19 protein-coding genes are annotated in these 23,492 nt (G+C 43.3%); 9 read left to right on the forward strand and 10 right to left on the reverse strand.

All coding sequences use genetic code 11. The features are described from left to right. Positions 1-35: 35 nt before the first annotated feature. Both H5336_RS12205 and H5336_RS12210 read right to left on the reverse strand, forming a co-directional pair. A complete protein-coding gene (locus tag H5336_RS12205; RefSeq protein ID WP_185234526.1) occupies positions 36-1,013 on the reverse strand; it encodes a polysaccharide deacetylase family protein in 978 nt (325 codons plus the stop codon). Next, positions 1,010-2,194 (reverse strand): carboxylate--amine ligase, encoded by a 1,185-nt coding sequence (locus tag H5336_RS12210; RefSeq protein ID WP_185234528.1) that lies wholly within the window; start codon positions 2,192-2,194, stop codon positions 1,010-1,012. The genes H5336_RS12205 and H5336_RS12210 overlap by 4 nt, the downstream gene beginning before the upstream one ends. Before the next feature lie 467 nt (positions 2,195-2,661). Here H5336_RS12210 and H5336_RS12215 point away from each other — a divergent pair, with 467 nt between their 5' ends. From H5336_RS12215 to H5336_RS12230, 4 genes are all read left to right on the forward strand, one after another. Further along, complete coding sequence (locus H5336_RS12215; RefSeq protein WP_185234530.1) at positions 2,662-3,585, forward strand: polysaccharide pyruvyl transferase family protein; 924 nt, start codon at positions 2,662-2,664, stop codon at positions 3,583-3,585. A 42-nt stretch (positions 3,586-3,627) separates the two neighbouring features. Next, entirely contained in the window at positions 3,628-4,776 is a 1,149-nt protein-coding gene (locus H5336_RS12220) for a glycosyltransferase family 4 protein (RefSeq protein WP_185234532.1), read from the forward strand. Positions 4,777-5,004: 228 nt separating this feature from the next. Beyond that, a complete protein-coding gene (locus H5336_RS12225) occupies positions 5,005-5,871 on the forward strand; it encodes a hypothetical protein (protein ID WP_185234534.1) in 867 nt (288 codons plus the stop codon). A gap of 15 nt (positions 5,872-5,886) precedes the next feature. Beyond that, entirely contained in the window at positions 5,887-6,822 is a 936-nt protein-coding gene (locus H5336_RS12230) for a glycosyltransferase family 2 protein (RefSeq protein ID WP_185234537.1), read from the forward strand. A 24-nt stretch (positions 6,823-6,846) separates the two neighbouring features. Here H5336_RS12230 and H5336_RS12235 read toward each other — a convergent pair whose 3' ends face one another. From H5336_RS12235 to H5336_RS12270, 8 genes are all read right to left on the reverse strand, one after another. Beyond that, complete coding sequence (locus H5336_RS12235) at positions 6,847-8,049, reverse strand: MBOAT family O-acyltransferase (RefSeq protein ID WP_185234539.1); 1,203 nt, start codon at positions 8,047-8,049, stop codon at positions 6,847-6,849. A gap of 184 nt (positions 8,050-8,233) precedes the next feature. Next, positions 8,234-9,247, reverse strand: a complete 1,014-nt coding sequence (locus tag H5336_RS12240; RefSeq protein WP_221628050.1) for an SGNH/GDSL hydrolase family protein — start codon at positions 9,245-9,247, stop codon at positions 8,234-8,236. Positions 9,248-9,381: 134 nt separating this feature from the next. Beyond that, positions 9,382-10,695, reverse strand: a complete 1,314-nt coding sequence (locus H5336_RS12245) for an O-antigen ligase family protein (protein WP_185234542.1) — start codon at positions 10,693-10,695, stop codon at positions 9,382-9,384. A 7-nt stretch (positions 10,696-10,702) separates the two neighbouring features. Beyond that, positions 10,703-11,293: an arsenate reductase/protein-tyrosine-phosphatase family protein gene (locus H5336_RS12250; RefSeq protein ID WP_185234544.1), complete on the reverse strand. Its 591-nt coding sequence runs from the start codon at positions 11,291-11,293 to the stop codon at positions 10,703-10,705. A gap of 7 nt (positions 11,294-11,300) precedes the next feature. After that, on the reverse strand, positions 11,301-12,386 hold the full coding sequence (locus tag H5336_RS12255) for an acyltransferase family protein (RefSeq protein WP_185234546.1): 1,086 nt from the start codon (positions 12,384-12,386) through the stop codon (positions 11,301-11,303). Positions 12,387-12,407: 21 nt separating this feature from the next. Next, a complete protein-coding gene (locus tag H5336_RS12260) occupies positions 12,408-13,499 on the reverse strand; it encodes a glycosyltransferase family 4 protein (protein ID WP_185234548.1) in 1,092 nt (363 codons plus the stop codon). 82 nt (positions 13,500-13,581) lie between these two features. Then, on the reverse strand, positions 13,582-15,075 hold the full coding sequence (locus H5336_RS12265) for a lipopolysaccharide biosynthesis protein (protein WP_221628051.1): 1,494 nt from the start codon (positions 15,073-15,075) through the stop codon (positions 13,582-13,584). Between the two features lie 161 nt (positions 15,076-15,236). Further along, entirely contained in the window at positions 15,237-16,331 is a 1,095-nt protein-coding gene (locus H5336_RS12270; protein ID WP_185234552.1) for a glycosyltransferase, read from the reverse strand. A gap of 72 nt (positions 16,332-16,403) precedes the next feature. Between H5336_RS12270 and H5336_RS12275 the strand changes: the two genes are divergently transcribed. From H5336_RS12275 to asnB, 5 genes are all read left to right on the forward strand, one after another. Beyond that, complete coding sequence (locus H5336_RS12275) at positions 16,404-17,543, forward strand: glycosyltransferase family 2 protein (RefSeq protein ID WP_185234554.1); 1,140 nt, start codon at positions 16,404-16,406, stop codon at positions 17,541-17,543. Continuing rightward, complete coding sequence (locus tag H5336_RS12280) at positions 17,543-18,700, forward strand: DegT/DnrJ/EryC1/StrS family aminotransferase (RefSeq protein WP_281385692.1); 1,158 nt, start codon at positions 17,543-17,545, stop codon at positions 18,698-18,700. The genes H5336_RS12275 and H5336_RS12280 overlap by 1 nt, the downstream gene beginning before the upstream one ends. A 50-nt stretch (positions 18,701-18,750) precedes the next feature. Then, positions 18,751-20,025, forward strand: coding sequence for a carboxylate--amine ligase (locus H5336_RS12285; protein WP_185234558.1), 1,275 nt, complete (start codon positions 18,751-18,753; stop codon positions 20,023-20,025). Between the two features lie 137 nt (positions 20,026-20,162). Then, positions 20,163-21,374, forward strand: coding sequence for a hypothetical protein (locus H5336_RS12290; protein ID WP_185234560.1), 1,212 nt, complete (start codon positions 20,163-20,165; stop codon positions 21,372-21,374). A 153-nt stretch (positions 21,375-21,527) separates the two neighbouring features. Next, positions 21,528-23,492: an asparagine synthase (glutamine-hydrolyzing) gene (asnB, locus tag H5336_RS12295; RefSeq protein ID WP_185234562.1), complete on the forward strand. Its 1,965-nt coding sequence runs from the start codon at positions 21,528-21,530 to the stop codon at positions 23,490-23,492.

Raw genomic sequence — 23,492 nt, forward strand, 5'->3', positions numbered from 1 at the left:
TAGCATGCTCATCAATGCAAATTTCAAGTGATCACCTAGCCATTTAACCTAGCCCGAAGATGCAGTGGTGTTTTGGTTGCATCGTCAAATACCCCAATACGTTTTAATCGCAAGTTATTGCTTGCTGGTGAGTTAATGCCTTTCTCGGTCGTTACGGCCGTTCTATAGATGTTTTCTACGCCTTTTTCCGCTATGTGGCTGGAGTCGCCATTGGGATAACAAAAATGTAAGCATGGGGCGCCAAATCTCTTTTCGAGAATACTAGCGCTTTCGGTTAGTTCGTGAACAACAACGTTTTCAGGGAGGCCTGATGTAAGCCGAAAATGGTTGCAGGTGTGACTTCCAAACGTGATTAGCTTGGAGCTATGCATTGCGTCAACCTCATCCCAGTTCAGTAAGCGATCATCATCGTCAGCCGCCGTATCCCAACCATTCGCAGACAAAATTGACCAGATTTCGGTGTCTGGTAGAGTTTTAATTTGTTGAATCAGGTGAGCAGCATGCTCTCTCGTTGGAATCTTGGTATTTGTTTGGGGGCGAATATCGAAGGCACCGACTAATTGGTTCGTCCATCCATTGTGAACACACTTAGATATAATGTTTGGCCAAAAAGCTCTATTTGTACCAATCATATCCGTAACAAGGTAGATGCATGCGGGTACGTTATGTTTTTTTAGCAAAGGGAAGGCGTATTGAAAGTTATCCGCCCAACCATCGTCGAAGGTTACGATGAGCCGGGGTTTTCCAGTATTTGAGTTTGGCTGTAGATCGGAGAGGCTATCAATATCCACAATCTCGAAGTGCTTCTTAAAGAGCTCAAGGTGTTGTTCTAGTGCTTCAGGACATACGACCATTCCGGGTTCCTCCCGAGCATAGGCGGGAGAGTTTTTGGGTAATACGCGGTGATACATAATTACCCACAGGTGGTCGTGTTTTCTTATGTTATACCTAAAAAGTAAAGTGCCTTTAAGGACCGTAAGTAATTGCTTTACGACTTGTTTGAGGTAGTTCATTTGACAAAAATATTCTTTATATAATTACCTAGCTCATGCCAAGCAGGTTGTATGTCGCGCAGCCTGAAGATTTCATTTTTGCAGTTAAACGAAGGGGTAAAGAATACGGCAAGCCTTTGAAACTTCTGCATTTTTGTGTAGCGCGCATCACGTAAATATAAGTAAAGGCTGTCAAAATCTCCTAGAAGCCAGCGCAATTTTAGACCAACTCTGTATTCGCCCGAGGTATTCGTCGAGCCAGTAAAGGCTTGGTAGGTTAATAGGGGAAAGTCTACACCTGAGTCAATAGCAAGTTGGAGCGACCCCCAAAACCGCGTATTAATTTCCATTAGATAAGGGGTACCCTCGTCGGATATTCTAAATTCGACCATGGCAACTCCGCTCCAGCGTACCTTTTCAAGCATAGCATCGGCATAACTAATTAGTGTTGGACTGGCTGCAACGCTTTCGCTAAGCACGCTTACGCCCCCAGAGGGCGGCTTTTCTCGAATACGCCGGTGAGCAAAATGTGCTTTTCGCCTACCGTTCCGGTACAGCGCAAAAATACCGGCACCATGTCCCGGTATGTACTCTTGTACCATGAATGAAGTGTACTTGAGGTAGTTATCCTTTGAGATAATGGAACTTAATTCCTGGGCAGATTTTACTATCCTAACGGTGGTGGTAATCCATTCGCCATTGTGCTCAAAACGCGATAATGATGGTTTAACCACAATGGGGAAATCAGTTTCTTTGTTATAGTCCCACTCCTTCAATGAGGCATAATATTGAGTAGAGGGAATAGGGATACTCAGTGAGTTTGCGAGTAACATAAGCGATGTTTTGTTTGCAATTGACCGAATAATTTCGATACCGCTAAAGGGGATGATCGTGCTACCAAATTGCTTGTGATTTATTGCGATTAGCTGACTAGTAATCTCGGTCATAGGCTGAATAAAGGATATTCCTTCGGAGCAGCAAAAACGAGCTACCGATCGGACGAAATCGTCAGGTTTTTTTACAGGGTCTGGGTAGGTGAAATGTTGCTCGCTAAAGCGAGAGCTTCCGGCGAGCGTATGTTCAACTGTGTCGCTTGTTACAACGTATAGATGAGCGAAGGCTCCTAGCGATCTGGTTGCGGCGAGAGCACTGCGTTGGCAGGCATCAAGTATCAATATTTTTGTCGGAGAGTTGTTGTTCATGCGTACCGCTTGGTCGTAATGTGCGTTGAGAGACTAGAGTACATATTACCATGTGAGACGCAAATATATGAGGCTTGTTGCCTGACCCGAATTGCTGTTAACTACTGGGCAAAATGCTATTATACCGCCAAATATTTCAGCTGCTTCAATTGAATCCGCTTTCTCTAGATGTTAGTTGCGTTTTGTTGAGCATATTGATAGTTGAATTCGGATTGCTGTGTGTATAGCAAGAGTGTTTCTCAGTTTTGAGGTTGCGTTGTTTTAGCTTGCATTTAGGTTGACCGAGTCGCAAAGCATGTAGAGCGCGTACGGTTTATTAAGTGCCTGATTCTTGCCCGACGGCTACATGCAAGTCGGCAAGTTAAAATCGACTACGGTGAAAAATTTGTGGGGGCATCGTCGTTGGTGATGCATAAAAATTTGATTTGCAGGTGAGTGGCGGTGAACTTGCCACTATGGGATTAGGAATGAAAAATTTATCTGTTGTAGAGTACCTTAGCCAATTGCCGGAAGGCGAAAAAATATACTATAGGGCAAACCCCGGTAACGCAGGTGATGCCTTAATTGCAGCTGGTGCCTTTATTCTATTTCGAAAATTGGAGTTAGATGTCGAAATTATTGACCTAGAGAGCTTCGATGCAACGGATAAGATTGTGCTCTATGCGGGTGGTGGAAACTTGGTTGGCATCTACCCAGAAGCAAGGGAGTTTTTTAGGAAATTTCACATGCAAGCCAAAACAATAATTTTATTGCCTCATACGGTAAAGGACAATGAGGATCTTTTGGCTGAGCTGGGCAGTAATGCAGTGTTGTTCGCTAGAGAATTGGTCACCTTTAAGTTTTTAAAAGAGAATGCAATAAATGCTAAAGTCTATATAGATCATGATTTAGCATTTAATATTGAGCCAAAAGATTTTCTTGATATGAAGAGTCCCAGTATATTATCGATAATTGCAAAGAAATTATTGTATAAAACTACTGGTAACAAACAAGAATTTTTGAAGCTTCCTCGTCCAAAAATGATGTTTGATAATACATTATTTGAATTCAGGGGGGCTCTTCTAGGCAGTAAAGTTGGCAACTTTTTTAGGGAAGACGTTGAGCGAGCGTTAAGTGAGGTTCCCGCTGGGAATGCCGATCTATCCGTGAAGTATGAGTATGGGACTAGGAATGACGCGATTACTGATTACACTACCTCTAGGCTAATGAAATATGTGAATCGTTTTGATGAGATTCGTACCGATCGACTACATATTTGCATCGCCTCAGCGCTTATGGGAAAGAAGGTGTCGTTTTATCCAAATTCGTACTTTAAATGTAGGGCGGTGTACGAATATTCATTAAAGGAACCATATCCTAATGTCACTTTTTTTGAGAAAAGTGACAAATGATATTTCAATGATTGCATCGAATAAGCAATAAGTGGGAATAGAATGAGCGGAATTTTAGTAATATTCCATACCCCTTCAAATGCGGGGTATGCAATGGCGCCATTAGAAAGATTGTTCTTTCAGGTGGCAATGGATTTAGTTGGGCGGAAGGAAAAAATTCACTTTGCATTTAAAAATCTAGATATGGGAATGCCAGATACATTGCCGACTAATTTTTCAAATGTATTTGATATAGACCGGGATAAATGTCATGGGGATTACTACAGGGAAAGATTGGAGTATATAAAGTCGTCAAATATTAGTTTAGCATTCTGTTTCGACCTACAGGTTCGATCGCCTGTGTGCGATCTATTAAGGGAAGGCGGGATTAAGAATGTGGTGTCGTATTGGGGGGCGGGGATAAGTGGGGAAAATAGGGGCGTCAGACTACTAATGAAAAAAGTCGAAGTGCTACTTTCACGTAACAAGCCTGATATGTTCATTTTTGAATCTGAAGCCATGCGGTATTACGCGATACATGGGCGCGGAATTGCCAGATCAAACACCCGAGTTGTGCATACTGGAGTAGATGTCGACAAATTTAGGCCGTCTGTGGAGAGTAAAGGATACGTCCGAGATCAATTTGGGCTTCATAGTGATGATTTTATCGTTTTCTATTCAGGCCATATGGAGAAGCGTAAAGGTGTGCACGTTATTATCCAGGCTGCTATGAAACTCCAAGAGAAACGCTGCGCAGGAAAAGTAAAATTTCTGATCTGTGGGAATCGAGCTGGAGAAGAGCTCCCTTTTATTGAAATGATGGAAGACTCACCAGCCGCGAATAGTGTGATTTTTGCGGGCTATAGAACTGATTTAGATAAGATTATTCCTGGTTGTGATATTGGAGTTATTGCTTCTACTGGCTGGGATTCATTTCCGATGTCAAGCTTGGAAATGGCATCTTGCGGGTTACCGATTGTTGTGTCGAAGTTGCAAGGTCTAAAAGAAGTGATTTGTGAGGGCAAAAGCGGCCTATTTTTCGAGCCGGGTGATGCTCCAAAATTGGCGGAACATATTGAATTACTTTGGAAGGACGCGGCCCTGTATCAAGATATGTCAGAATTTGCCCGTGACCGAATAGCAAGCGCTTATACCGTTGAGCATCATCGACAAAACCTCCTTAGTGCGTTAGGCGACCGCTATAGCCAATAGCTAGGAAATGTCGGATTAATATATCGCTTTTTTTAGCAAAGATGGATTGATTTTTTGTGTGGTAAGCGGTGATGACGTATTGTGATTTTTGACGAGTGAATGTGCCAAGTGGTTCTCGATTCTGCACAAATATTGATCGATAAATGCGTTTGCCTCAGCTAAAATATAACTCAGACTTGTTCTCCCTATTTTGAAAACTCAATTTTTCGGTATATTGGTGTGGTGTATATGAATATTGGCAATAAGCAGTTGTTTTCAGTTCTTATAATGATTTTCCTTTTGTCTTGCTCTTTTGGTGTGAGTGCATGGGAAATAGTAAAGGATTTTAATGTAGGTACTGAGGGAACTAAGGCGGAGGGCGCTACCGCATTTGATTCGAGCGCGGGTGATTCGATTCTGTCGACCGCAAACGTTCGAGAGGGGCAGTTTGCGGCTAAGTTACAAATTCAGGCCGGAGAAACTGCTTTCGGTCGCTGGGGCGGGGTAATTGATTTCCCCACTGCGCTTCATAAGGGTGAAGAGCTGTGGGTAGGAATGGATGTGTTTTTCCCTGAGGGTTTTGATTACTCGACTAATAATGGTTACCTAAAATTCATTAGATTTCGTAATAAGAAATCGGATGGTACCCATACAGGGTATCTCGATAACCTTATCGTTATGCCATCGAGGAATTCAGGGACGTTTGCGCTTCTCAAGGAAGGGCTTAGCTATGTTCTCGAGTATGGTAGTCAAGGTGCCCAGCCTATTCCACAAGGGGAATGGTTTCGGTATGAAATATATATGAAATTGGACGAAGTTCCTGTGAAAAATGGTGGAGCAAGTGTCGTCAAGTCTTGGTTGAACGGAGCGCTAATTGTTGAGCAAACTGAAATCATGACGCTCGGGGCTGCAACCGATGAGGTCGTTAGTTTCTATTTATTCACTTATTGGAATAACGGTGCGCCAAAGGATCAGCATATGTACGTTGACAATATAATTATTACAAATGAAAAGCCATCAGCAATAGATGGGTGGGGGAATTCTCGCATTGGTAACCCATATTCAGAAAAGCCGGTATTTAAAAATAACGTAGACGTGCAGCAGAAAATTAAATAGCGGGGAATACGGCTAGTGGTATGTGAAGAGGATAGTGGGCTAAAGGTTAGCGTAGTAATCCCAGCCTTTAACGAAGAGACTGTCATCGGTAACACCGTTGATGGAATAAAAGCAGCTCTGGCAAGCTATTTTGAGTTTGAAATTATCCTAGTGGATAATATGAGTACTGACAGGACATCAATAATCGCACAAGAGCTCGGGGCTAAAGTCTTGAAGTCTAGTGCATCGAGCATAGCAGGGCTTAGAAACGAAGGGGTTAAACTCTCATCGGGAAAACTACTTGTTTTTATTGATGCTGATATTACTTTAGGAGATGACTGGGGTGGTGTGCTATACAAAGAGTATGACGAGCTAGTCAGTAGTAATGTGCTTACCGGGTATCGCTGCCTGTCTGACGGAACCGAGGGGGTGTTCCATGATGCATGGTTTTCACTGCTTTTTGAAAAGCCCAGTACTAATTATATCGGGTCAGCACATATGATTATGCCTGCAAAATTATTTCATAAAGTTGAGGGCTTTAACGCAAGTTTGACAACTGGGGAAGATTCTGATATTTGTGAGAGAATTACGGATAGAGGCGGTAAGATTGTGCCAAATAAAAATTTTCGAGCGCTTCATCATGGTTTTCCGCGGAGCGTCAAACAATTTGTGCTGAGAGAGGCGTGGCACGGTGGAGTAAAATCACTAAGAGACTTATTTTTTTCTCCCGTCAATTTTGCTAGTTTAATATTTTCTGCGCTTTTTTTACTTTTCTTTTACGGTCTGCTTACCGCCTCTGTTTTGGTATCTTTTTCTACGCTTATGATGCTGATTCTTTTAAGCTTTGGGATATCCAGTTATAAATTCAAAAATTTGGGCGGCTTGTTGCGACTTAAAAATATGTATGTTGTTCTGCTCTATCTAAGTGGGAGAGCGCTGTCCTTCGTCATTAATGGAAGGCGCGCCCGATAAATTTTTGGATGTTAGTGAATACTCCTAGAACTGAAAATAAATAAACGTTGGCTCCCCGATACTTGAACCAATAAAGAGAAGTAGTAATCCCGCGTACAGTCCTGCCCGTACAAAACCGTTTAAGCTAGAGCAAAAAAATTCTTTCATTTTGTTTGATGTTGACGTCGGAATGAAATGGCTGAGCGCAGCAATTGCAAGAATGAAAAATACTATGCTATTGGTGTTTGACTTGAAATTCAAAGCGAATAAACCACCAATATATTCAAGAAAAACTTCCATATTTGAGACTCTGAAAATAAGCCAACTAAATAGAATTAAATGGAAATTAAATACTATTTTTGTCACCATTTTAAAGCCGAACTTCTTTTCGGTAATCATGTTTCTAAAAAGTACTAGAATTAGGCCGTGATAAGCTCCCCATAGAATGAAGTTCCATGCTGCACCATGCCATAGGCCTCCAAGCAGCATGGTAATTAGCAAATTCCTTGTCGTGAACCACCGTCCTCCTCGATTTCCACCTAAAGATATATACAAATAATCTCTAAGCCATTGTGACAGTGAGATATGCCATCTGCGCCAAAATTCGGATGGATTTTGAGAAAGATATGGTCTGTTAAAGTTGGTTGGAAGGCGGAAGCCTAACAAAAGAGCGATGCCAATAGCTATATCGGAGTAGCCGGAGAAATCACAATAAATTTGGAATGCGTAGGCGTAAAGTGATATGAGAAGGTCGGTTGAGGAGTAGTTGCCCGGAGCAGAAAAAACTTCGTCCACGATTAAGAATGCAAGTAAATCGGCTATAATAATTTTCTTAAAAAGACCTATAAAAATCAACATCGTGCCGCGTTCGACATCGCTTGCTTTGAGGTGAGTAGGCCTGTTTATTTGCGGTAGAAAATCCCGAGCTCTAACAATAGGACCGGCTACAAGTTGGGGGAAAAACGAAACGAATACGGAAAATTTAATCAGTGAGCGTTCGTGAGGGATATCGCCTCGGTACACATCTATGGAGTAGCTGAGAGTTTGAAAGGTATAAAAAGAAATTCCAACAGGTAAAAGTAGCGAAGAATATGTGTGCGGTATTTCTACCCCAAATAATCCAAGTGCGCTGAAAGCAGAGTCCGCAAAGAAATTATAGTATTTGAATATCGCGAGTAGACCCAAGTTTACCGTCAAACTCAATATTAGATACAATCGTTTTTTACGTTTGCTTCGTTCTTTATCCATTTTGACCCCTAGAGCGTAGTCAACTATAGTGGATAGAACGATTAGGCCCGCATACTGCCAATACCAGCACATATAAAAAATATAGCTAGCGGCCAATAACAAAATGTCTCGTAGTGGTTGGCGCCTATATACTGCGTAATACAATACAAGAAGGATCGGCAGGAAAATTGCGAAGCTTATGGAGTTAAATGTCATGAGGTTTTGCCAATTCAGGGTCCGTTGTTAGACTATGCGAAATGGTTTCCGCTATTATCTTGTGACCAGTCTCATTGAAGTGGACAAAGTCTACAAAATATTCTGGCCGGCCCCCTATTACCGCATTTATATCAATAAGGGAAATACTGTTGGTGGCTGCGTACGTTTGAACGCTTTTATTTAGTGCCGCAGTGGAGTTGACCCAACCTTCTGGTGATAAATAGGTGTTGTACCGAACAAAATTGGTTTTCAATGACCGAGGCATTTCTGATAGATTGTCAATGCTATGGCTTGTGGCAAAGGTTGTTAGTATAGGCACAATATTATTATTCTGACAAAATGCTACAAATTCCCTTATGTCGGACATATATTGCTTGCGTGAACCGTCGGGTAATTCGCCTTTTAAAGATGCTTGTAACTTAATGTTTCCGCCAACGTAATCCGATAAGTGTTGATGAATAGAAGTTCGCTGAAATAGCTTGCTGATCGGTTTGAAATCGATGAGTGGGTTGGCAAAAGAATTTGATTTGGAAGATTTTGAGCGTGTGGTAAGTATGCGTTGTTGCTCCTCGATGGCTAGACTCATTTGATAGAGGATAGCGATGCTGGGCTTGTACTCACTTAATGATTCTTCAAGCAACCTGATGTTGTCGGAAATGCTCATTCCGGCGCGGCTTCCATTGAATACGATACAGTTTATTGGGCTCTCCATAAACTCACATATTCGATTGGGAAACACTTTAATTGCGGGCAGCCGGATATGCTCTGCATGGGACGCCGAGGCAATCCAAATAACGGGGTGGTAGGGCTTATGCTTGCCGATCGGTACGACTTTACTTCGAAAAGGAAAGTCTGCTGTTGGGCCGTACAAGTTGCCCTGTGAATTGTGATTGGTTGGCTTGGTATCAGGTGTTGGTGTTGAAGCCTGCCCAAAAATTGGTGTTGCGTAATTAAGTTTATGGTGCCTATATTCGAGCGCGAGCTCAAGAAGGCAAACAAGCATAATCGTACCAAACAAGGTATGAAGTAATCTGTAGGGTGGTAGTTTCTCGAGCATTTTCCTGGCCAAAATAGAAAGGTCACGGTTATTGTGACGACGACGGTTTTCAATGTGTTTATTACGGAAGATATTGCTTTTTACGGAACTGATGAAGCTAAGCCTGTATTTGATATGGTAGGTCGTTGTTGTTCCAAATTACTACATTCTCTTCGTACGCAATTGTACATTGATTGGCTAAGCATCATCATTAGGTATATATAAGGATAGAATGCAACGGACATAAAAAATGCACCTACAAAATAGGTTATCAGTGTAATATCCATCCCAATAGAAAATTTGTGGACCCAATGCTTGTTTCCTTGTGGATGTTTTTGCACAAGAATTCTGCGGGACTTCCGGTGCAAAATATAGCATAACAAATGAAACCAAAGGTAGGTAATACCTCCTGGGTAACCTAGTTCACTTGCAGTTTCAATTACACTGTTATGGGCTACTTCTTTTCTTTTGTACAAGTACTCGGAGTCGAAATCGGAAGGGTCTTTATAGTAGACATGGAAGTACTCTGCGAAATTTAGGTAGCCTACTCCCTGTAATTTATGATTGGCCAGCATGTCCAATCCTTTTTCCCAATAGAGTAATCTTGACTCGGAGGTGCCGTCCTCACCCATGGAATCAAACCGCTTTTTTTGTTCTTCAGGCAAATAGGTCATTACGAGGAAGATAACTACCCCAATGACGAGAAGGTTTTTTACCTTTAGTTTTCCGACTATTAGTCCAAATAAGAGTAAGCCTAACGCTATTGCGAGCTGGCTTCCACGAGAGCTCGCGCCAAGAACTGTCATGACGGCGGTGATTGGCAATATATAGTAGAATTTCCTGATGTTTGGTTGGCTCGCTATAAAGCTAATGCTCATAATAGCCAGCATGGCCATGAGTAAAGAGTATTCACCTGAGTTAGCAAAAAATCCGTCCGGGCCTGCTATCCCCCACTTTGTAAAGCCGAACCCGCGCATTGTCCACGTTTTGGCTCCAAAAAGAGACATTTTGAAAAGTAGTATGAAGAAAAATATTATAACAACACGATATTGCTCTAGCGTACGTACACAATTAGTGAAAAAAAAGATTTCAACTAGCCATATGGGAACAGTGTCAATTTTCTTGAATGATATTTCTGGCCAAGTAGCGTTGTAGGACGAGGCGAGTATGATCAAGAAAAAAATGAGTGTAGACCAGTGAACAGACTGAAAAGATGCTTTTCCTTTTGAAAGTAAAAAGCTTAAACCAAGCAAAATCGAAATTTGAGTCCACGGCAAAAACCCAATTGCGGGGATAATGACTTGAGGTCGTACGTAAGAAAATATGAGGTAGAAGCATACCATCCAAAACGCAAAATCTTGGGCTTTTAAGTCGCAATAGTATTTGCTAATGTCTTTTTTTAATTCTGAAATCATATTCGAATCATTGGTTTGTGCCAAATCCAGGCTTTTCCGGTTCTGAAACCAGAGAGAGTAGTCTGTCGCATGCCTCAACTATGTACGTAGAAATATACGCTACGTAATGGTCGTTTGCATTATAGGGGTCGTGAATGTACCACTTTTTGTTATTGTGCAATGTACCTAATAAAAGAATGTCGTTTTTAATGCCCAGTGCTTGTAGTTGTCGGCAGTGGTCGGGTTCAAAACAAATGTACATATCACCTGTTTGATGCTCAAAATCGTTGTAGCAGGTGGTAATATGTCCTGACATATCAATCCCTAGTTTTTCCGATTTTTCACGAACTCTAATATTTGCTGGCTTACCACTGTGGGTTGTTAAACCGAATGAAGCTACGGGGATCTGATTTTGTCGCGAACAATAGATGTCTGCTAATGCACTGCGGCAAATGTTCCCTTTACAGACGAAAACTAACCGCTTAACCCTAGAGTTAACGATTCCATAGTTACCAAAAATACCAAGATACCCAAAAAGAGTGGCTTTGATGTATTTTAGTAAACCGGATTTACTGCCGTAATAATTTGCGATGTGGGTAAAGATTCTATTAGTAATCATGATGTTGTCAGTGGGAGTATATTTGAAATTTCTTGAGCTTTAAGGCGGGCTTTTCTATCAGTTTCCATGACAGAGCTGCTAATAGAATCGAAATAGCCAGAGCCAAATACGAAGACCAGTAATGTGTCGTTTCACTGGTATATAGAAAATGGTTTATTACAGGCATATGCCAAATATAAAGGCCATAGGATATGTCGTTACCTCTTAGGACTTTTCTGGTAAACGGTTGTAGGCTGTATGACACACGAAATATGACAATGGCAAGTGCTGCAAATATAACAGGAGAAACGTAATTTCCAAGCGCTAAACCATTCTGACTGGCATAAAAAGCGAATACCATATAAGCACCAACTAATGGAAGTGCAGGGACTCGTGTCAGTAAGCTGTGAATGCGGTCATATTCTCTTTGAAAAATAATGCCTATAACGAACATATAAAACCACGGAATAAAGCTTACGCGGAATAGCTTCCAAGTTGTACTGCCTCCAAATTCTGGAGCAGTATATACGAGAGCTCTGTTCGCTAGTAAAAATAGTAGGGCAAGTAGTAGCAGATTTTGTGTCGATAGGAGATTCCATTTTCGCATCAGTATATAGACAATTGGCGTTATTAAGTAAAACTGAAGCTCCACACAAATGGTCCAAAGGCTACCGTTTAATACGCCATCTCCAAAGGCACGCATAAAATCGGGGTTGTAAAACTGGACAAAGGAGGATTTTGCGGCTATGAGAAGTAATAATTCATGTGTTTGTACCTGCTCGGCCTGGAAATAGCCGGTAAGGGCAATCGCGACAACGTTTATTACTACACATACTATCAATGCGGGGTAGATACGTAGCGCCCGATTTTTACCAAATTCTCGTAGGTTCGGCTTGCTTTCGTAGGACTTACTTATTAAGTACCCGCTTATAAAAAAGAAAACGGGTACGCCTGGAAAAAGTAGTATTAGCCTAAAAAAAATCGACTCTGATGCAAGGTTGGGGATATAGTGAAAGCAATGAAACATTGCAACTTGAAAAGCCGCAAGTAATCTTACTAAGTCTAAACTGTTGTTTCTAAAATCGGGTGTTGTCATATCTGCCGATATCATCATCAGGTTAAGCGTTAAATAGCGTTATACATAATATTCAATGTAGCGATTGAGCATCTTTTCAATACTGTAACTTTCAAAGGCCTGCTCAGCGGCGTTGTTGCCAATGAATTGTGCTTTTTCTTTATTCTCGATTAGCCCAATAATACACGTTGCGACGTCTGCAGCGCTATGTGAGCTTGAGATACAGCCACTGACGTTATTAGACACTATTTCCTCAACTCCAGAGGGAGTGGAGATAATTGGGAGTTGGTTAGCCATAGCCTGTGTCAATGCTAGAGGGTGACCTTCTGAGGACGAGGTCATTAAAAACAGATCCAGGCTGGATAGAAAATCACGAATATCTTTTGTAAAGCCTAAGAAGTGCACGTACGTCTGGAGCCCTAGTCGTTCCACTTGTTCTTGTAGTGGCATCATTTGATTGTCATTCCCTTGCCCGGCAACGGCTAAATGACACCGGTAATTTTTCGTGTGTAATGCCTGTATAACGTCTATAGCGAGAGGGTAGTTCTTTGGTTTCCGAATATTGCCAACTGCGCCGATTAATATAGTGTTACTGCACAGTTTTAAGGTGCTTCGCAGCTTGGGTTTAGTTATTTTTGAATATTGTGAAAGATCTATCCCATTCTGCACGGTGGTGATTTGGCTGGCGCTTAAGAGGGGCATAGACAAAAGGATGTTTTCAATACGCGTAGTTACGGCAACTATTTTTTTGGCTCCCAAGCGAAGTGCTGCAAGCTTCAATAGTTTGAACCTTTCTTTCGGTGAAATATCAACCTCACCATGAAATGTGGCCACTACCGGTATGCGTTTTATAAGACCAGCGATAGAGCAGTATACATTCGAGCCTAATAGGTGTGATTGAATTAAATCTATATCGTGTTTTCTTATTACACTGATAACTTGTCTTAAATAAGCAAGATTAAAAGAACCTTTGCAATCGAGGACGATTGTGTGGATGCCCATCTCATGCAGTTGATCTTTCACCCATCCTGGGCCTCGTATAAGTGCAATACTGTTAAAGCTACTTTTTGAAGTGGCTTCTGCAAGTTGTAAAAAAACTGTTTCGGCTCCGCCGGGCCCAGTTGTATCGATTACGTGGAGTATATTTTTCATTGATCAGCACTCATTGCAGTCTGTCAGTATTTTTAAATTCAGTGGTTATAAAAATTCTTTGTGAGGCTAAGTAATTCGTACTTTATGCAGAATCGCTAATGCTCTTTTTACCACGGTGCTTCATTTTCATTTTTAGGCCATCGGCTAGGTTAACCAGTATTTTCCTTAGTGTGGAGTCTCTCAGAATAACTAAAAATACAGCGAGCATTACTACGCAAAGGTTAATCGATCGATATAATATGTTTGTCAATAGATTGTCTGCGTCAAATAAGTAGGCGACTGAAAGGCTCAAGCAGGCAACAAGAGACAGTGAGAATAGGTTCGAAAGCTGTAGTTCCATATCGTAGAATTTTTTCGACGCATAGAAAACAATAAAAAACTGAATTATATTCGCAGCCATGGTGGCTATTGCTGCACCTACAAATCCATATTCTGGTATTAAAGCAAAATAGAAGATTGTGACAATAGCGGCCGTAAGGTAGCTATTTTTACTCATCCATCCAGTTTTTTCTTTTACGAGAAAGCTAAAGTTATTAAAAATGGTTAGGCAATAAAACACTACGGAAAAAATCAAGAACGGCGCGGCATTACTGGAAGGATAAAAATCCTCCGCTGCCATTATGTGAATGACAACGTCGGAAAACAAGCTGATAGCGATGGCTGGAACAATAAGGGCTACTGTGGCGATCTTAAATACGGTCTGATAAGTTGCGATTGCATTTTTTTGTTTATATATTCTAAACCTTTCAGTCTGCCAGTATTGAAGGAAGGGTGTCCATATGAGTAAGAATATTATGCTGCTGAATTTTGTCGCAAGCTCGAAAAGCCCGACGTCGTCAAGTGAGCTAAATATACGGATAAAGTATCTATTGGCGGAGCCGATGTATAAACCTGCGATACCGCCAATCCAAAGTGGAAGTGAGAACTTGAATAAGGTAATAGAAATCTTTTTCTCGAAGCTTATGCCAGTTTGTCGAACTGTTCGAATCGTAAGGTAAGTGGCAAAAAGTAATGACGAGCACATAGCGCTCGCAGCGACCCCAAGTACACCCCAGTTTAGGTATACGATGAAGTACAAGTTCAGTGAGAGTTGAAGTACGAGCTTGGATAAGCTTAAGCCAACAAAAAGCCAAGGCTTTTGCTGTATTCGAATATAGATAAGCGCGTAATTTTCTAATGCATTGGTAAGTACAACAATTGAGAACATTGCCAGCGCAGTGGAGTATTCAGTGCTGCCGAATAGAAGAGATGATGCTTGAGTGCTTAGGAGCATTACGCAAGAAACAGTTATTCCGCTTGTAATCGCTGTAATAATGAGAGCAGAAGATATTAGCCGCTTTCGTGCTTGTTCGCTCTTTTGTTCATAGTAGTATTTTGGAACGGCATTGAACATATGCCCGCCAAATAACAATTCAACCAGGCTGACCAAAAACACTAATAATCCAATTACCCCGTAGTCTGCTGGCGAGAGAAAACGGGTGTAGACCGGAAGCATAATAAACCCGACCAGCTGGCGGCTAATATTGCCTACAGCGTAAATCGTAGAGTGTTTTACCATTTTTGTTGCTTGGGACATATAGCTCCGTGGGTCTCGCTACCTGATTTTTGATTATGTATCGCAGTGCTGCGGCATTATAGGGATAGCTGCTACCTAAGGCGACATATTTGGCTATACGGGATTAATATTGTAGAGAGCGAATTTGGGGGCTTGCACATGGGGCGGCGGTGCTCTATAGGCTAGTTGTGATAGTAATATTTCAGCGTGTCCAAGCAGGTTCGTTCAATTGTATAAGCCGTTGGTAAGTAGGGCGCTGCGGTCGTGGGGCGTAGTACCTTGACTACAGCAGAAGCGTAGCCGGCCGAATTGTGGTCAGTAACGAGGTAGTCGCGCTGTTCAGCCAATAGAACAGATAAGCCACCAACGCTATGGCAAACAAACTTTGTTCCAAGTGAAAGCGCCTCTAGGGCAGTCATGGGAAGCCCTTCGTGATCGGAGCACATGACTATAACGTCAAGGTGCGCGATGCAGGAGATAATATCAGTTCTATGGCCATGAAATTGGCAGTTTTCAAGAAGGTTAAGGGATGCTGCTGACTGTTTTAGTTGGGCTTCTAGTTTGCCCTCGCCGAAAACATGAAATTGCCAGTTTGTGTTGCTGTGTAACTTAAGTAGTGAGGCGGCCATCTCTAAAAACATGTCGATTCGTTTTACAGGGTCTAGCCGCCCAATGATGCCTACGTGGGTTTTGTTTTGCGCTGACGATTTGAAATCGATAGTGTCGGGAATTCCAGAACTCTCTTGATGGGGAACTCCATTGTAAACAGTCCCAACTTTTTTTGAGCCGTAGATGGGTAGTAGTTGTTTGCCTAGTGCATCGCTGACCGCGATAACATTGTCCTGCAGCCATTGCCCGCATAGGGTATCAATCCTATGTAGTAGTAATTTAAGCCCCCTGTGCTGGAATTCCGGAGAGCCATGAATGGTTCGAATACACCGAGATCGTACGGTGAACCTGTTGGCGATACTTCCTAAAATATTTTCTTTTTGGCGGTGGGTGTGCACTACGTCGGGTTTTGATTCATTGAGCAGCTGGCAAAGACCCGTGAATATTCTCCAAGGAGAGAGTGTATTTTCATCGAGAATGCTGACCTTGACCCCAACGATACGGAGTTTTTCCGCAAGTAAATACTCGTTGAGAATGATTGCATGTACATCGTGCGATTTATGCATTTCTTTGAGTAGCGTGTAAGCTTGTACCTCAGCCCCAGCCCAGCGATCCCCAGAAATTATGTGTACAATGCGCAATCTTTGTGAATCCTGTTTTTGTATCATTTTAATTCTTACGCTCAAAGAATGCGTTTAAAACGGGGATTTACTACCAATTCATAAAGGAGTGATAGAACGATGTTGCTGTTTGCCTTTTGGCTGCTCGCCATTCTAGCGATATACAGTTACTTTTTGTATCCCGTGATACTAAAGATTCTTGTAAAAGATACGGGTGTAAAAGATGTCGATACTTTAGCTGAGGTCAATTGGCCCAAAATCTCGTTGGTTATTACAGCTTTCAATGAGGAAGGGCGTATTCGTCAAAAGCTCACAAATACGCTGCAGCTTAAGTACGCCGGGGAGCTAGAAATTATTGTCGCCTCTGACTGCTCGGACGATAACACAGATGACATTGTTCGCGAGTATGCCGACAAAAATGTGGTGCTGGTGCGCGCCCAAGAGCGGTTAGGGAAAGAAAACGCTCAACTTACCGCTATTAAAGAGGTGTCTGGCGAAATTGTGGTTTTTTCGGACACAGCAACAGAAATTCCTGAGGATGCATTGGATAAGTTAGTGCAGCATTTCGCTGATCCTGAGGTGGGTGGTGTATCCAGTGAGGATCGGTTTATCTCTCAGGATGGCAGCGTCGCTGGTGAGGGCGCTTACGTTAAGTATGAAATGTGGCTGCGTCAGCAGGAGTCCAAATTGGCGGGCTTGGTTGGCCTTAGCGGTTCGTTTTTTGCTGCGAGGAAAGAGGTGTGTTCTGAGTGGGATATCCATTCCCCTAGCGACTTCAATACCGCGCTAAATTGTGCTCGGCTTGGCTATAGGGCAATTACAGCGCCAGATGTTCTGGGTTACTATCAGGACCTTAAAGACCCCTCAAAGGAGTATGCGCGCAAGGTGCGTACGGTAATCCGTGGGATGACAGCGTTAAAGCGCCATTCCGATGTATTGAATGTGCGTAAATTCGGGCTGTTTTCTTTTCAGGTATGGAGCCACAAGTTTATGCGTTGGGCTGTACCTTGGGTGTTGTTGGGGTTGTTTGTGGTGAGCGCGCTAGTGGCGAATGCGGGTGGTATATATATGTTAGCGTTTCTGGGGCAGATAACGTTTTATGGCGTGGCAATTGCGGGTCATTTTAATGAGTCGCTTCACCGGTTTGGAGTCGTCAAATTAGTGTACTTTTTTGTCCAAGTTAATGTGGCTCTGTTTGACGCCTCTTGTAAGTTTTTTGCAGGAAAGCGTATGACAACCTGGAAGCCGTCGGCGAGATGATGCGTTGTTTGCCCCCAGTTGGCCGCGCCCTGGATTTGGGTACCGCTAAACGAAATTTACCAGAATTTTTCGGGTTCAGCTCATTATGGTTAAACAGTGGAACCGCGGCCTTGTCCGTCGCCTGCAGTATTGCGCGTAGCGCGCGTCCGGAAATAGAGTCCCCGAAAGTCATATTGCCGGCCTACGGTTGTCCAGACCTTGTAGCCGCGGCTATTTTTGCGGGCGTCAAGCCGGTGTTGGTTGATATAGGTAGTGAAGACCCTGGTTACAACATAGAAGCTCTCGAGCAGGCGTTGAGCAATCAAGTTGTCGCTGTGGTTGCCGTCAATTTTCTGGGTCTTCGGGAGCGTCTTGAGTCTATTCAGGCGCTAACGGAGCCGCGCGGTATTCTGTTAATTGAAGATCGGGCGCAAAGCTTTCCTGAAGAGCTGTTGGATGATGCTGGATCGACATTGGCGGATATGGTGCTCACATCCTTTGGTCGCGGGAAGCCCGTAAATTTAATGGGAGGTGGGTTGTTGTTGGTTGCAGAGCAGTGGCAAGCTTTACTTCAGCGTTGGCGGGAGGAAAGCAGTTTCCGATCCAGCTTGGGTCTATTGAGGGACTCGGGCGGTAAGGCGAGTTCAATTACATATCAATGCAAAGCGCGTATCTTTAATACGCTTCTACGTCCCAGTATGTACTATTGGCTAAATCTTCTGCCATTTTTAAAGCTGGGTGCAACCGAACACCATCCACTGTTAAATATATCGACTATTTCGGCTGGGGAAGCGAGGCATGCTGGAAGTAACATTTTGGGGTATGTAAACGAAGACCGATCGGTAGAGCTTTGGTATTCCGCGCAGTTGCCGGGCAGTGCTGGTGTGAAGTTGTTACCCAAGGTGTTAGCATCGCGCGCTGGGCGCTTGTTACGATATCCGCTGTTGGTATCTGCGCCGGAAAATGACGCCATGCGTGGGGCGTTATTATCAAGCCGCCTTGGGGTATCTCCTTTTTATGAACGGGCATTGGTCGATATTCCGGGCATTGCCGATAAAGTGGAGATAGCCGATAGAGTGGATGGTGCTCGCCAATTTGCGCGAAGCCTCCTAACGTTGCCTGTACATTCTGGTGTGCGAGTGCGCGACCAAAAATTAATTTTGCGTCTATTAAAGTAAAAAATATTGTTGTTGTTTGTAGTTGAAAGTTGTACCTCAATATTGCGAAAGTGGAATTTGTAGAAAAGGAAAACATAATGAGCTTACCCTATGCCTTTGTCATTAATCATGTTGGTGAAGGAAGCCCCAAAATTAAGCAGTACAACTTAAGTACCTTGGCAATAGTTCGATCATTGGGACGTCGAGGTGTGCCGGTGGTTTTAATTACGACTAGTAGCCGTGATGCGGTCCTCTCGTCTAAATATGTCACTCATACGGAATTCTGTCCGTTTTTACATGATTCAGAAGAGGCGTTGCTGTCTTTTTGTTTGCAGGTGGCGGAGAAATATCCGGGCGATAAAGTGCTTCTTCCTGCGGTGGATGAATGCTCATATTTTGTCGGCAAATATCATCAACAGTTGTCCAAATCCTATTTAATCCCCGCGCCTAACTGGAATTCTGTCAGTAAAATTAATAACAAGCGTTTTCAATATGAAACCGCAGAATCATTAGGAATTCCCATTCCGGAAACTTACTACGCACAAGCGCCGGAAGAAGTTGAAAAGCTGGCGGGTGAAATCAGTAACTATCCGTATGTTATTAAGCCGAATGTGTCGTTTGAGTGGAAGTTAAAAGCCGCGAAATCTAAGGTGAAAGGCAAAAAAGGTGTTTTGGTTAAAGACGCCACTCATCTTCGTGAAGTGGCCAAAGAAATATTTGTCCCAGGCCATGAGTTCATGATCCAAGAGGTGATTGGTGGTCGTGACGAACGGTTAGTGACGTGTATAGGTTTTTATACGGAAGGTGGTGAGCCTCATTCGTGGTTTATTCGAAAAAAATACAGGCAGTGCCCGGTAGATTTTGGTTACTGTACTATGACTGAATCCTGCCATAACGATCAGGTTTTCCAGCAAACGACACAGCTGTTAAAGGCCATGGATTATTATGGTATTGCCGGCGTGGAGTGGAAACTCGATCCTAAAACGGATAAATACAAATTAATTGAAATTAATGGTCGACCGGTGAATACCACTGGCTGCGCCATGGCGTCTGGGGTTGATTTACCTGCTATTGCGTATTTTTACGCAATAGGAAAGTCACTTCCGCCGGTAACAAACTGGGAAGATGGGCAGCGCTGGGCTTGGTTGACCAATGACTTTTGGGCTGCAAAAGAGCTTATATCAGAAGGTAATCTGACCTGGACAGAATGGTATTCGTCGATTAAAAATATAAAGGCGGATGCGGTTTTTGCTTGGGATGATTTTGGGATGTCGTTTAGTTACATGTCCAGTTTTCTACTGGGACTGGTAAAAGGGAAAATATCAAGCATAATCAATAGAAAGTAATTAATACATAGTAATTAATACATAGTAGTTAATAGATTGTAGTTAATAGATTGTAGTTAATTCAAAGTAAGAAGCAGAAAACAAAAAACAGACTGCTCAATACGTTAAAAGTTATTGCAAAAATAGGGGTCGTGAGCGTGGCTGGTTCTTCAAGAGCAGCGACATATGTCGTTTGTGTGCTATTTGTAATTGTTGTGGTGGGTATAGCGTATACCTACCGTGATGTTCGACAATTCGACCCTCTACATTTGCGTCAAACTACCCCCTTGGTTGATTTACAGATAATGGCGAAATCCGATCGTATGCAGGCTGTGTATGTTCGCGCAGGGAACTTGTATGCCATAGAGGAGCGGTCGGTTTATATTAGCCGTGATCAGGGTAATACGTTTGAAGTATTGGGCTATTTACCGCGTCCCAGTAGCGGGTTTAAGGCACTGCTAAAAAAGTGGGTGGCGAAGAACAGCTACGTAAGAAGGCTGCGTAAATCGCCTGGGCCAGCTTCTTTGGTTGTACTGAATTCTGGCACGGTAATAGTGGTCTCGGATCAAATCTACCGGAAAGCGCCTACCGATACGGATTTTAGTATTGTGCCTAGTGTTGGTGAATTCCTGCCGCCATTTGAGTCTGGACGTACCTTAGGGTTGGGGCCAGATGACACGCTCTATTTTGGCGAATACACAAAAGGCCCACACCCAAAAAAAATGCGCATTTTTCGTGGATCGAATGATGGCTTAAGTTGGGGGGTGGCGTACCAGTTTCCTGCCGGCCAAATTTACCATGTACATTCTATTGAGTGGGATCAATACCGCCAGCGTTTTTGGGTGTCCACAGGGGATGCGGATAGCGAAAGCCATATTTTTTATACGGCTGATAATTTTAGAACATTGGAGTTATTGGGTGGGGGTAGCCAGGATTGGCGTGCGGTGTCCCTGCTAGTTCAAGAGAGTAGGTTGGTTTGGGGGTCGGATGATGGTCGTAACAACTCATTTGTATTTGAGTGGGATTTCACACAGAAGCGTCTAAATGGACTTGCGAAAATTGGGAATCCCGCGAGCTATATTGGTGCCTTAGCCGATGGCACTTTACTGGTGAGCACCACTTACATTCCGTTGACGGAATACGGAAAAACAGGTGATGCTGAGCCAGAGGCCGCGCTATGGGCATCGCGGAACGGTCAAAAGTGGCAGAAAGTTTACACGTTGCCCGCCGCCGCTGATTTGTCTGGCGACAAACGTCCGCAATTTCGGTTGCCCGGGGGTGACGCCAGCTTGCCCCATGCATATGTAACGCCCCTTTATACAAGGGAGCATGATTTCAGTGTGTTGAAATTGGGTTTGGTTTGGAAATGAATAATTCATGGATTGGATTTCGCTCGTCTCGGGCTTTGAAAAGTATAGTACGGTAAGCCTAAGTGCTACTGGTCGCGTTGGCTCTTTCTTGCATTGCTTGAAGGCGCCGGTAAAACACTAATGGATACAGATGGGTAAAGAGGGAGAGTAGCTGTGTGCGGAATATGCGGTGTTTACGAATATGGAAAAAATACAGAGGTAAGTGAATCTCTGGTAGTGAATATGCGCGACACGCTGTTTCATCGCGGCCCCAATGACGCCGGTGTATTTGTATCGGATGATAAGTCAATAGGCTTAGGGCACAGGCGCCTGAGTATTGTCGATTTATCGGAATCGGGCCGTCAGCCGATGGTAAACGCGAGCGGTGATCTGTGGATTGCTTTTAATGGGGAAATATACAACCATCAAAAACTTCGCAAGGATTTGGAAGCGAAAGGCTACACTTATCATTCCCAGTCCGATACCGAAACCCTGCTTTATTTATTTGAGGAGTATGGGGAAGCCTGCTTACCCATGCTGGAAGGTATGTTTGCCTTTGCTGTTTGGAACGCAAAAACACGAAAATTGTTTGTTGCGCGGGATCGGCTGGGCATAAAACCGCTATATTTTTATGATGAAGGCGGGCGATTTGTTTTTGGTTCTGAGCCAAAGGCGTTATTAGAGCATCCGTCCATTACCGCAGAGGTGGATGAAGCGGCGTTGTACCATTTTGTTAGCTTTATATGTCTCCCGGCCCCACTTACGCTTTTTAAAGGCATTCATAAATTGGAACCGGCTACTTTTATGGTGGTGGGTGACAATGGCATTGAGCGGAAGCAGCGCTGGTGGGAACCTTACGGCGAGGGCAAGGAAAAGGTTCTTAGCGAGGGTGAGTACATTCAGACAATACGTGAGTTGCTGACCGAAGCGACTGACAAGCGCATGATGTCTGATGTTCCCTTTGGTGCATTCCTCAGTGGTGGGATCGATTCCAGTTTAAATACTGCGCTTATGAGCCAGTTATTGGATCGCCCGGTAGATACGTTTACGGTTGGATTTTCTACAGCGGGCACCGAGCGCTTTAACGAGTTTTCTGAAGCGCGGTTTGTTGCAGATGCTTTTTCTACACACCATCAAGAAATTCATATTGATACTCAAAAAGTATTGGATGAACTCCCCGGTTTTTTTGAGCAGCAGGACGACCCCGTCGCGCACCCGGTTTGTATTCCATTTTATATGATGTCTAAGGGGGCAAAGGAAAAAGGCGTAACGGTGGTTCAGGTGGGAGAAGGTTCCGACGAAATATTTATTGGTTATGAGCGTTTTATGTCGGAGCTTAAAACTTACGACGGCTGGAAGTGGCGTTGGTTCACGAGAATGCCTCGTATAGTCAAACAATTATATTACCAAATGGAAAAATACCAGTACGAGCGGAAAAGAACAGGCGATGCGCCCTATTTTAGAGCGCAGCAAGAGTACAATCGTCGGATGGCCTCCGAAGAAGAAATTTTTTGGGGTGGCTTAGTTTGCTTCTCAGAAGATTTTAAACCAAAAATGTTTAGCGAAGAATTTTTGACGCGTAACAAAGGCTTGAATACGTATAAGGATATTCTTGCGCCTGTATACGATAAGCTAAAGCGCGATTTACCTGGCGGAGATCAACCTCAATATATGTCCTATATGGAAATGGGTCTTCGCCTGCCGGAACATTTGTTAATGCGCGTAGATAAAATGTCTATGGCATCCGCAATGGAGGCACGTGTTCCATTTCTGGATCACAAGTTGGTGGAGTTGGTCTTTAACATGCCTCGCGAGATGAAAATTAACGGGGGCGCGAAATCAATTCTCAAAAAAGCCGCACGGGGTATTATTCCAGATGAAATTATAGATCGACGTAAGCAGGGGTTTGCCGCACCCGCGTCCGATTGGTTTAAAGAAATGCCCGCCGAATTCGAGCGTGCGTTATTGCATTCGCCCATAACTGATTCGGGTATTTTTAGTCAGTCTTTCTTGGAAGATATGGTACGCCGGGTAAAAGAAAATAGTGGGTGGGAGCTGCACGTATGGAGTATATTTGTCATAGCCCGTTGGTATGAGCGTTGGATTGCCGGCGTAAAGCAGCCAGACACGGTGGTTTAG

Origin of the sequence: Teredinibacter franksiae (genome assembly GCF_014218805.1) — a bacterium.
Classification (GTDB): Bacteria; Pseudomonadota; Gammaproteobacteria; order Pseudomonadales; family Cellvibrionaceae; genus Teredinibacter; species Teredinibacter franksiae.